This window comes from Streptomyces sp. NPDC048001, from assembly GCF_043203115.1.
In the GTDB taxonomy this organism is placed as follows: Bacteria; Actinomycetota; Actinomycetes; order Streptomycetales; family Streptomycetaceae; genus Streptomyces; species Streptomyces sanyensis.
On sequence record NZ_JBIDBN010000002.1, the window covers coordinates 356,244 to 367,084 of the forward strand.

8 protein-coding genes and 1 pseudogene are annotated in these 10,841 nt (G+C 73.8%); 6 read left to right on the forward strand and 3 right to left on the reverse strand.

Annotation, left to right across the window (positions count from 1 at the left end; translation table 11 throughout):
* Window positions 1-114: 114 nt before the first annotated feature.
* Complete coding sequence (gene mutM, locus ACGF15_RS05925) at window positions 115-981, forward strand: bifunctional DNA-formamidopyrimidine glycosylase/DNA-(apurinic or apyrimidinic site) lyase (protein ID WP_392796990.1); 867 nt, start codon at window positions 115-117, stop codon at window positions 979-981.
* Here mutM and ACGF15_RS05930 read toward each other — a convergent pair.
* From ACGF15_RS05930 to ACGF15_RS05940, 3 genes are all read right to left on the reverse strand, one after another.
* The gene (locus ACGF15_RS05930; protein ID WP_345614118.1) at window positions 948-1,370 is read right to left on the reverse strand and encodes a helix-turn-helix domain-containing protein; all 423 of its coding nucleotides are present in this window, start codon (window positions 1,368-1,370) and stop codon (window positions 948-950) included. The genes mutM and ACGF15_RS05930 overlap by 34 nt on opposite strands.
* A gap of 113 nt (window positions 1,371-1,483) precedes the next feature.
* Window positions 1,484-1,786: a DUF1540 domain-containing protein gene (locus tag ACGF15_RS05935; RefSeq protein WP_392796991.1), complete on the reverse strand. Its 303-nt coding sequence runs from the start codon at window positions 1,784-1,786 to the stop codon at window positions 1,484-1,486.
* A gap of 242 nt (window positions 1,787-2,028) precedes the next feature.
* A complete protein-coding gene (locus ACGF15_RS05940) occupies window positions 2,029-2,940 on the reverse strand; it encodes a CAP domain-containing protein (RefSeq protein ID WP_392796992.1) in 912 nt (303 codons plus the stop codon).
* A gap of 150 nt (window positions 2,941-3,090) precedes the next feature.
* On the opposite strand from ACGF15_RS05940, the gene ACGF15_RS05945 reads away from it, so the two are divergent.
* The 5 genes and pseudogenes from ACGF15_RS05945 to ftsY form a co-directional block, all read left to right on the forward strand.
* Window positions 3,091-3,372 carry an acylphosphatase gene (locus ACGF15_RS05945; protein WP_345614115.1) on the forward strand — a complete coding sequence of 94 codons (282 nt, stop codon included), beginning with the start codon at window positions 3,091-3,093 and terminating at the stop codon, window positions 3,370-3,372.
* Window positions 3,373-3,786: 414 nt separating this feature from the next.
* Entirely contained in the window at window positions 3,787-4,005 is a 219-nt protein-coding gene (locus tag ACGF15_RS05950; RefSeq protein ID WP_256522805.1) for a hypothetical protein, read from the forward strand.
* A gap of 203 nt (window positions 4,006-4,208) precedes the next feature.
* On the forward strand, window positions 4,209-7,772 hold the full coding sequence (smc, locus tag ACGF15_RS05955; RefSeq protein WP_392796993.1) for a chromosome segregation protein SMC: 3,564 nt from the start codon (window positions 4,209-4,211) through the stop codon (window positions 7,770-7,772).
* 226 nt (window positions 7,773-7,998) lie between these two features.
* The gene (locus ACGF15_RS05960; RefSeq protein ID WP_392796994.1) at window positions 7,999-9,420 is read left to right on the forward strand and encodes a sugar porter family MFS transporter; all 1,422 of its coding nucleotides are present in this window, start codon (window positions 7,999-8,001) and stop codon (window positions 9,418-9,420) included.
* 216 nt (window positions 9,421-9,636) lie between these two features.
* Window positions 9,637-10,839: pseudogene (ftsY, locus tag ACGF15_RS05965) on the forward strand (signal recognition particle-docking protein FtsY); the annotation flags it as partial.
* Window positions 10,840-10,841: the final 2 nt, after the last annotated feature.

The following is a 10,841-nucleotide window of genomic DNA, read 5'->3' on the forward strand; positions in this document are numbered from 1 at the left end:
CGGGGGCCCTGCGGTGTTCCCGGGGTCCCCGCCCGGGGGGCCGCCCCTCCGGCCCGCCCGCCGTCGTCCGGGCGGTACGCTGCGGGCGACCGCATCCCGCCCGCCGGAGGAACCGTGCCCGAACTGCCCGAGGTCGAAGTCGTCCGCCGCGGACTCGCCACCTGGGTCGCCGGGCGGACCGTCGCCGAGGTCCGGGTCCTTCACCCGCGGGCCGTCCGCCGGCACCCGGCCGGAGCGGCGGACTTCGCCGCGCGGCTCACCGGGCGGACCGTCGCCGAGGCCCGGCGCCGGGGCAAGTACCTCTGGCTGCCGCTCCAGGGCACCGGCAGCTCGGTCCTCGGCCACCTCGGGATGAGCGGACAACTGCTGGTCCAGCCCCTGGACGCGCCCGACGAGAAGCATCTGCGCATCCGCGTCCGCTTCGACGACACCCTCGGCACCGAACTCCGCTTCGTCGACCAGCGCACCTTCGGCGGGCTCTCCGTCCACGACGACACCACCGAGGGCCTGCCGGACGCCATCGCCCACATCGCGCGCGACCCGCTGGACCCGCTCTTCGACGACGACGCCTTCCACACCGCGCTCCGCGCCCGCCGGACCACCGTGAAGCGGGCCCTGCTGGACCAGTCGCTGGTCAGCGGCGTCGGCAACATCTACGCCGACGAGGCGCTGTGGCGGTCGCGGCTCCACTACGACCGGCCGACCGCCACGCTCACCCGCCCCCGGTCCGCCGAACTCCTCGGACATGTGCGCCAGGTCATGGCGGAGGCCCTGGCCGTCGGCGGCACGTCCTTCGACAGCCTCTACGTCAACGTCAACGGGCAGTCCGGCTACTTCGACCGCTCGCTCGACGCCTACGGCCGGGAGGACGAGCCCTGCCGCCGCTGCGGCACCCCGATGCGGCGCCGGGCCTGGATGAACCGGTCCAGCTACTTCTGCCCGCGCTGTCAGCGCCCGCCGCGCCCCGCTCCCGGGGCCTGAGCCGCGGCGGCCGGGGGGTGGGCGGCGTCGTACCGCTCCCGGGCGGCCAGCACCTCGGGCATCCGCCCCTCCACCAGCCGGATCAGGCCGAGCAGCCGTTCGGTGACGGCCCGGCCCAGTGCGGTGAGCTCGTAGTCGACCCGCGGCGGGTGCACCGGCCGGACCTCCCGGCGCACCAGGCCGTCCCGCTCCAGTGCCTGCAGCGTCTGCGCGAGCATCCTGTCGCTCACGCCGTCCACCCGCCGGCGCAGCTCACCGAAGCGCAGGCGCTCCTCGTACAGCGCCCCCAGGGCCAAGCCGCCCCAGCGCCCGGTGACGTGCTCCAGGGTGCGGCGCGAGGGGCACTGCCGGGAGAAGACGTCGAACGCGGGGTCCTGGTCCTGGTCCATCGGACGAGGATACGTCCGGCTCCCGCCGCCGGACCGGCCCCGTGGCACCGGCCCGGCACGACGGCACCCGGCCGGGCGGGCCCCGCCGGTGGGCCCGGGCCTGCCGGCCGTGCTCAGGCCCGTGCGTAGGTGAGGCAGTCGACCTGCTCCTGCTCGTAGCCGACGCTGATGGCCGGGGCATGGCACTCCAGCCCCGCGTTGTGCCGGCAGTCGGCCATCTTGCACGCGCCCACCCGGCCGGTGACGGAGGGCTCCCCGCCGTCCATGTCCGCGCTCACGAAGGTGTCGCAGACGGGGGCGTCGGTGTCCCCCACCGTGATGGCCACCGCATGACAGGTGTGCTCGTGGTTGTACGCGCAGCCTTCGGCCGAGCATTCGCTGATGACGGGCAGTTGCATGACCGGTGTCGCTGCCATGTCGGGGCCTGCCTTCCTCCGGGGAGCCGAGAGGGCGGCCTTGCGTGCGGCCCGGGCCGGCCGGACGGTGACGTGGCCGCGTCCTTCCGCCGCCGGGACCCGGGGCGCGTACCGTTCCACGGCCAGCTCACGCTCCGTGGTCCGCGCCCGCCCCGTACTCCACTGTCCTCCTCATAGGGCCCGGCCACACCTCGGCCGCGCACGAGCGGCGCCGAGGAGGGCGGCCGGGCCGGAGACCCGGCTCAGAAGCCGAAGTTCTGGGTCCACCAGGGACCGCCGTCGCCCTCGTGGATGCCGACCCCCATGGTGGTGAAGTCGCAGTTGAGGATGTTGGCGCGGTGGCCCTCGCTCTGCATCCAGGCGTTCATGACGGCCCCGGCGTCCGCCTGGCCGCGGGCGATGTTCTCGGCGCCCAGGTTGGTGAACCCCGCCTTCTCGGCCCGGTCCCAGGGGCTGGCGCCGTCGGGGTTGGTGTGGTCGAAGAAGCCCCGCGCCGCCATGTCGGCGGAGTGGGCGCGTGCGAGGTCGGACAGCGCGGCGTCGGCCGTGACGGGTGCGCAACCGACCGTGGCGCGCTCCTCGTTGACGAGGGTGAACACCGCGGTGGCGAGTGCCGCCGCCTCCGAGGGGGCGGAGGTGCCCGGGGCGGCGGGTTCGGCGGAGGGCTTCGGGGCCGGGGCGGCCTTCTGCCGGGTCGGGGCGGGGTCGGCGGCCTTGGTCTTCGAGGGCGCCGGGGCCTTCTCGGCCGTCTTCTCCTGCGCGGGCTCCGAGGTCTCGGCGGAGGCCGAGGCCGTCCCCGACTTCTCGGCCGAGGGCGACGGTGACGTCGAGGCCGACGGGGACGTCGAGGGGGAGCCGGAGGGGGAGGGCGAGGCCGCGCTGCGCGAGGGCGAGGCGGAGGGGCTCGCGGACGCGGTGGACGGGGACGGCGAGGTCTCCCGGGTCTCGGCCGCGCCGTTCGGCTGGAGGCGGGGAGCACCCTGGGTGCGTATCTCCGCAGGGGTGTCCTTGCCCGAGGAGCCGAGGGTGTAGGTGTCCCCACCGGGCAGCAGCCCGGTCGTGACGGCCACGGCGCCCACGGCCATGGCGGCGGAGGCACCGAGCAGCCCGGTGCGTACGGGCGTGCCCGCCCGCTTCTTCCGATGGCGGCCCATGTGGTGTCCTCCCGGTCGGCCGCGGTCTCTCGGCGGCCTCGACGTCGACGCCTCACCCGTACGGGTGAGGCGTATGTGCGTCCGGACTGTACGGCATGGATGCCGGGGTCGGGATGATCCATCCGTATTCGGCCCGTTACCGTGCTCGGCATGAACGACGATGTGCGCCTCACGGCGTGGGTACGCGGCCGGGTACAGGGAGTGGGCTTCCGCTGGTTCACCAGGGAGAACGCGATGGCCATCGGAGGGCTCCGGGGGTTCGCGCTCAACCTCGACGACGGGCGGGTCCAGATCGTCGCGGAGGGGCCGCGTGAGAATTGCCACCGTCTGCTCGACTGGCTGCGCTCGGGCGACACACCCGGACGAGTCGACGGTGTCACTGAGATCTGGGCCACTCCGCGCGGGGGTTACCCGGACTTCGCGATCCGCTGAGCGAGGGGCTCCGGCGGGTCCGCGGGGCTGGTCCCCAGGCTTTCCCGGGGGCGCCCGGGACCGCTCCGCGCGCCCCTCCGCCGGGGAGAATGTCCTGGTGATTGGCGAGAAGGGGTTGCCGTGCCGGCCCTCGGCGGGAAAGATGATCGCCACGCCCCCCAGGGCCCCGCAGGTCAGGCACCGCCGCGTCGTGAAGCGGCCGTAGCTCCCGGGACGCCCGCCGATACGGGGTGTGATCGTGTTGACCGTCAAACTTTTTGGTGAGACGCTGGAATCCCCGCGCACCTTAGCTGTTTGGCAGTACGAACCGCAGTAATGACAAGCAGTACACGAAGCACTGCCGGCATCGCGGGTGCGATTCCCTCACGACCCACACCGCATCGGTCGGTCACTCATTGTGGAGGACCATCCATCATGGCAAAGGCGCTTCTCGGTTACGTCGGCGGTTCCGACCCGCGACTCCTCGCCGAGATGCGACGGCTTCAGCAGCGCGTCCAGGACCTCGAATCCGAGCTCGTGAGGATTCAGTCCGAGAACGACGCGCTCAGTGCTGCCGTCGCCAAGCACCCCGGAGAGTCGCTGCTCGAAGGCATCGACATCGAAGTACCCCAGGCTGAACCGGCGCTCACCTGACGCCGGAGCACTGCCGGACGACAACAGCACCAGGATCTGCAAGGGACGCCTCCGGCGTCCCTTCTTTCTTGTCCGGGCCTCGCCGACCCGCCTCTCCTGCCCCGCCCCGTGCCCCCGGCTCCCCGGGCGGCCGTCCTTGTACCGTCTGATGTGCCCTGCACCTTCCGGGGCGAAACCGCGAGTGAGAGGTAGAGTCCGGCGGCGTGCACCTCAAGGCCCTGACCCTGCGCGGTTTCAAGTCCTTCGCGTCCGCCACGACGCTGCGCTTCGAGCCGGGGATCACCTGCGTCGTCGGGCCCAACGGGTCGGGCAAGTCCAACGTCGTCGACGCCCTCTCCTGGGTCATGGGGGAGCAGGGCGCCAAGTCGCTGCGCGGCGGCAAGATGGAGGACGTCATCTTCGCCGGGACCACCGGCCGCCCTCCGCTGGGCCGGGCCGAGGTCTCCCTCACCATCGACAACTCCGACGGCGCCCTGCCCATCGAGTACGCCGAGGTCACCATCACGCGGATCATGTTCCGCAACGGCGGCAGCGAGTACCAGATCAACGGGGACACCTGCCGGCTGCTCGACATCCAGGAACTGCTCTCCGACTCCGGCATCGGCCGTGAGATGCACGTGATCGTCGGGCAGGGGCAGCTCGACTCCGTCCTCCACGCCGATCCGATGGGGCGCCGCGCGTTCATCGAGGAGGCGGCGGGTGTCCTCAAGCACCGCAAGCGCAAGGAGAAGGCGCTGCGGAAGCTGGACGCGATGCAGGCCAACCTCGCGCGCGTGCAGGACCTCACCGGCGAACTGCGCCGCCAGCTGAAACCGCTGGGCCGCCAGGCCCAGGTCGCCCGCCGGGCCGCCGTCATCCAGGCCGACCTGCGCGACACCCGGCTGCGGCTGCTCGCCGACGACCTGGTGGCCCTGCGCCAGGCGCTCAGCGCCGAGATCGCCGACGAGGCGGAGCTCAAGCGCCGCAAGGAGAGCGCCGAGGCCGACCTCGGGCAGGCCCAGGCGCGGGAGGCCGCCCTGGAGGACGAGGTCCGCCGCCTGGTTCCGCGTCTCCAGCGCGCCCAGCAGACCTGGTACGAGCTCTCCCAGCTGGCCGAGCGGGTCCGCGGCACGGTCTCGCTCGCCGAGGCCCGCGTCAGGAGCGCCACCTCCCGTCCGGCGGAGGAGCGCCAGGGCCGGGACCCGGAGAGCATGGAGCGCGAGGCCGCCCGCATCCGCGAGCAGGAGGCGGAACTGGAAGCGGCACTGGAGGCGGCCGAGCGGGCACGGGAGGACATGGTCGCCCACCGCGCCGAGCTGGAGGCACGCCTCGCCGCGGAGGAGCGCCGTCTCAAGGACGCCGCCCGCGCCATCGCCGACCGCCGCGAGGGGCTCGCCCGGCTCAGCGGCCGCGTCGGCGCCGCCCGCTCGCGGGCCGCCGCCGCACAGGCGGAGATCGACCGCCTGGCCGCCGCACGGGACGGGGCGCGGGAGCGCGCCGCCGCGGCCCAGGAGGAGTACGAGCAGCTCAGGGCCGAGGTCGAGGGGCTGGACGCCGAGGACGCCGACCTCGCCGGACGCCATGACGCCGCCCGCGGTGAACTCGCCGACGCCGAGACCGAGCTGGGTGCCGCCCGCGAGGCGCTGGCCGCCGCCGAGCGCTCCCGTGCCGCGGTCGCCGCCCGCCGGGAGGCCCTGGCGCTCGGGCTGCGCCGCAAGGACGGCACCGGGATGCTGCTCGGTGCCGGGGACCGTCTGGACGGCCTGCTGGGCCCGGTCGCCGGGCTGCTCACGGTCGCGCCCGGCCACGAGGTCCCGATCGCCGCGGCCCTCGGCGCGGCGGCCGACGCGGTGGCGGTCGAGAGCCCCGCCGCCGCCGTGGAGGCGCTGCGCCTGCTGCGCAAGCAGGACGGCGGGCGCGCCGTGCTGCTCCTCGCCGGGTGCGGGCCGGAGACCGGGCGGACCGACGGCGGACACGAGTCCGCCGGCCACCCGCGCGCCGCCGACCTGGTGCAGGGGCCGGCGGAGCTGATGCCCGCCGTCCGCAGGCTGCTGCGCGACACGGTGGTGGTGGGGAGCCTCGCCGAGGCCGAGGACCTGGTGCGGGCGCGACCGGGGCTGGTCGCGGTCACGGCGGAGGGCGATGTGCTGGGCGCCCACCTCGCGCACGGGGGGTCCGCCGGTGCGCCGAGCCTGCTGGAGGTCCAGGCGTCGGTGGACGAGGCCGCCGCCGAGCTGGAGCGGCTCGACGCCGAGTGCGAGCACCTCGCCGGGGTCCGGCGCGGCGCGGCCGGGCGGCGCGCGGACTGCGCCGCCCGGGTGGAGGAGTACGGGGAGCGGCGCAGGAACGCCGACCGGGAGAAGTCCGCCGTCTCCGGCCGGCTGGGCAGGCTCGCCGGGCAGGCGCGCGCCGCGGCGGGGGAGGCGGAGCGGGCCGAGGAGGCGGCGGCGCGGGCGCAGGAGGCGCTGGAGCAGGCCCGGGAGGAGGCCGAGGAGCTGGCCGAGCGGCTGCTGGTGGCCGAGGAGGCCCCCGTCGAGGACGAACCCGACACCCAGCTGCGCGACCGGCTCGCCGCCGACGGCGCCAACGCGCGGCAGACCGAGATGGAGGCCCGGCTCCAGGTCCGCACCCACGAGGAGAGGGTCAAGGGGCTCGCGGGCCGGGCCGACGCCCTCGACCGGGGCGCCCGCGCGGAGCGCGAGGCGCGGGAGCGGGCCGCGCGCCTGCGGGACCGGCTGCGGCACGAGGCGCAGGTCGCCTCGGCGGTCGCGGAGGGGGCCCGGCAGCTCCTGGCGCACATCGAGGTCTCGCTCACCCGCGCCGCGTCGGAGCGGGCCGAGGCCGAGGCCGCCCGCGCCGGACGCGAGCGGGAGCTGGACGCGGCGCGGAGCGCGGGGCGCGACCTCAAGGGCGAGCTCGACAAGCTCACGGACTCCGTCCACCGCGGCGAGGTGCTCGGCGCGGAGAAGCGGCTGCGGATCGAGCAGCTGGAGTCCCGGGCGCTGGAGGAGCTCGGGGTGGAGCCCTCCGCGCTGGTCGCCGAGTACGGCCCCGACCAGCCCGTGCCGCCGTCGCCCCCCGCGGCCGGCGAGGAGCTCCCCGAGGACCCGCAGGACCCGCGCAACCGGCCGCGTCCCTTCGTCCGGGCCGAGCAGGAGAAGCGCCTGCGGGCGGCCGAGCGGGCGTACCAGCAGCTCGGGAAGGTCAACCCGCTCGCGCTTGAGGAGTTCGCGGCGCTGGAGGAGCGCCACCAGTTCCTGTCCGAGCAGCTGGAGGACCTGCGCAGGACCCGCGCTCATCTGCTCCAGGTCGTGAAGGAGGTCGACGAGCGGGTCGAGCAGGTGTTCACCGAGGCGTACCGGGACACCGCCCGCGAGTTCGAGGGCGTCTTCGCCCGCCTGTTCCCGGGCGGTGAGGGCAGGCTGGTGCTCACCGACCCCGCCGACATGCTGACGACCGGCGTCGACGTCGAGGCCAGGCCGCCGGGCAAGAAGGTCAAGCGCCTGTCGCTGCTCTCCGGCGGAGAGCGGTCGCTGACGGCGGTCGCCATGCTGGTGTCGATCTTCAAGGCCCGGCCGAGTCCCTTCTATGTGATGGACGAGGTGGAGGCGGCCCTGGACGACACCAACCTCCAGCGGCTCATCCGGATCATGCAGGAGCTCCAGGAGAGCTCGCAGCTGATCGTCATCACCCACCAGAAGCGCACCATGGAGGTCGCGGACGCGCTCTACGGCGTCTCGATGCAGGGCGACGGCGTCTCCAAGGTGATCAGCCAGCGGTTGCGGTGATCCCCGGGGCAGACGACAGCCCCCTTCCCAGATCTTCAATAATTGAACATCACGTGGCGCCATGGTGGTCCCGTGAAGATCCGACCCGCCACTTGACTTCGAAACTTGAACACATAGTCTCTGCAGCGTTGTTCTTGTCTTCATGTGGTGGGTGGGCGGACGCTCTGCCTCGCACGAAGGGCTTGTCCGTCATCCGGCGACGCCGCCGGTGACCCCAGGAGTACACGTGACCAGCACTGCGCAGACCCCGGCGGGACCGGATGCCCGTCGGGCGCGCCCCGACCATCTCGGGCATGTCGTCTTCATCGCGGCGTCCGCCGCCATGGGCGGTTTCCTCTTCGGCTACGACAGCTCCGTCATCAACGGCGCCGTCGAGGCCGTCCGGGACCGCTACGGGATCGGCTCGGGCACGCTGGCGCAGGTCATCGCCGTCGCCCTCATCGGCTGCGCGGTCGGCGCGGCCACCGCCGGCCGGATCGCCGACCGGATCGGCCGCATCCGCTGCATGCGGATCGCCGCCGTGCTCTTCTGCGTCAGCGCCGTCGGCTCCGCGCTGCCCTTCGCCCTCTGGGACCTGGCGATGTGGCGTGTCATCGGCGGCTTCGCCATCGGCATGGCCTCCGTCATCGGCCCCGCCTACATCGCCGAGGTCTCGCCGCCGGCCTACCGCGGCCGCCTCGCCTCCTTCCAGCAGGCGGCGATCGTCATCGGCATCGCCGTCTCCCAGCTGGTCAACTACGCCATCCTGCGGATGGCGGACGGCAGGCAGCGCGGCGAGATCGCCGGCCTGGAGGCCTGGCAGTGGATGCTCGGGGTCATGGTCGTCCCGGCCGTCCTCTACGGCCTGCTCTCCTTCGCCATCCCCGAGTCGCCGCGCTTCCTCGTCTCCGCCGGCAGGACCGAGGCGGCCAAGGCGGTGCTGGAGGAGGTCGAGGGGCGCGGCACCGACCTGGACGCCCGGGTGGAGGAGATCCGCCTCGCGATGCACCGCGAGGACCGGTCCACCTTCAGAGACCTGCTCGGCGGCGGCTTCCTCTTCCTCCCGGTCGTCTGGATCGGGATCGGGCTGTCGGTCTTCCAGCAGCTCGTCGGCATCAACGTGGCCTTCTACTACTCGGCCACCCTCTGGCAGTCGGTCGGCATCGACCCGAGCGGCTCCTTCTTCTTCTCCTTCACCACGTCGATCATCAACATCGTGGGCACGGTGATCGCCATGCTCCTGGTCGACCGCGTCGGCCGCCGGCCGCTGGCCCTCGTCGGCTCCTGCGGCATGGCCCTCGCGCTGGCCCTGGAGGCCTGGGCCTTCTCCGCCGAGCTGGTCGACGGCAGGCTCCCCGGGACGCAGGGCGTGGTGGCCCTCGTCGCCGCGCACGGATTCGTGCTCTTCTTCGCCCTCTCGTGGGGCGTCGTCGTCTGGGTCCTCCTCGGCGAGATGTTCCCCAACCGCATCCGGGCCGCCGCGCTGGGCGTGGCCGCCTCCGCCCAGTGGATCGCCAACTGGGTCATCACCGCGACGTTCCCGAGCCTCGCCGAGTGGAACCTCTCCGGCACCTATGTGATCTACACGGTCTTCGCCGTGCTCTCCGTCCCCTTCGTGCTCAGGTTCGTGAAGGAGACCAAGGGCAGGGCGTTGGAGGAGATGGGCTGAACCCCGCTGCCCCGCTCCTCTGCACCGCCCCGGCTCCGCGCGTGAGCCGGGGCGGTCCGCTGCCCTGGGCAGGCCGCGCAGCCGAGGGCCCCGCCCTGCCGGCCCCGCCGCGGCTGCCCTCCCGGGCCGGTCCGGCGCCCGCGCCGCGACCGGCCCGCGACGCCCCGCACCGCGGCGACCGGCCCCTTCCCGGGTGTCGCGCATACTGGACGGACCATGGAAATCGTCATTCTCGCTGTAGTCATCGCCCTGGTCGCGATCGGCGCCATCAGCGGGCTCGTGGTCAGCAGCCGCAGGAAGAAGCAGCAGCTGCCGCCATCGGCACCGCCGAGCACGCCGACCATCACCGCTCCGCCCGCCGAACCCCGTGTCGGTGACGAGGCGGAGACACCGCGGGACGAACCCCGCCGCCCCCTCGACGACGTCGGCCTCCCCACGGCCGAGGAGGCCACCGGCACCCCGGTCGCCGTCGAGGACCCGGTGGTGGCCGAACCGGTCGCCCCGGAGATCGAGATCCCGGAGCCGACCGCCGGACGGCTGGTCCGGCTGCGCGCCCGTCTCGCCCGCTCCCAGAACTCCCTCGGCAAGGGCCTGCTCACGCTGCTGTCGCGCGAGCACCTCGACGAGGACACCTGGGAGGAGATCGAGGACACGCTGCTCACCGCCGACGTGGGCGTCGCGCCCACGCAGGAGCTGGTGGAGCGGCTGCGCGAGCGGGTGAAGGTGCTCGGTACCCGCACCCCGCAGGAGCTGCGCACCCTGCTCCGCGAGGAACTGCTCGCACTGATCGGCACCGAGGCCGACCGCGCCGTGCGCACCGAGTCGGGCACCGACACCCCGGGCGTCGTCATGGTCGTCGGCGTCAACGGAACCGGCAAGACCACCACCACCGGCAAGCTGGCCCGGGTCCTCGTGGCCGACGGGCGCTCGGTGGTCCTCGGCGCCGCGGACACCTTCCGCGCCGCGGCCGCCGACCAGCTGCAGACCTGGGGGGAGCGCGTCGGTGCCCGCACCGTGCGCGGCCCGGAGGGCGGTGACCCGGCCTCGATCGCCTTCGACGCGGTGAAGGAGGGCATCGCCGAGGGCGCCGACGTCGTCCTCGTCGACACCGCGGGGCGCCTGCACACCAAGACCGGTCTCATGGACGAGCTGGGCAAGGTCAAGCGCGTCGTGGAGAAGCACGGCCCGCTGGACGAGGTGCTGCTCGTCCTCGACGCCACGACCGGCCAGAACGGGCTCGTCCAGGCCCGGGTCTTCGCGGAGGTCGTGGACATCACCGGCATCGTGCTCACCAAACTCGACGGGACCGCCAAGGGCGGCATCGTGATCGCGGTCCAGCGCGAGCTGGGCGTGCCCGTGAAGCTGGTGGGCCTCGGCGAGGGAGCGGACGACCTCGCCCCGTTCGAGCCGGGCGCCTTCGT

Excerpts from the sequence above, each read along its gene's own strand:
- ACGF15_RS05945 (WP_345614115.1), top strand. The coding sequence starts at position 3,091 with ATGAACGACGATGTGCGCCTCACGGCGTGGGTACGCGGCCGGGTACAG.
- ACGF15_RS05935 (WP_392796991.1), bottom strand. The coding sequence starts at position 1,786 with ATGGCAGCGACACCGGTCATGCAACTGCCCGTCATCAGCGAATGCTCG.
- ACGF15_RS05930 (WP_345614118.1), bottom strand. The coding sequence starts at position 1,370 with ATGGACCAGGACCAGGACCCCGCGTTCGACGTCTTCTCCCGGCAGTGC.
- ACGF15_RS05940 (WP_392796992.1), bottom strand. The coding sequence starts at position 2,940 with ATGGGCCGCCATCGGAAGAAGCGGGCGGGCACGCCCGTACGCACCGGG.
- ACGF15_RS05950 (WP_256522805.1), top strand. The coding sequence starts at position 3,787 with ATGGCAAAGGCGCTTCTCGGTTACGTCGGCGGTTCCGACCCGCGACTC.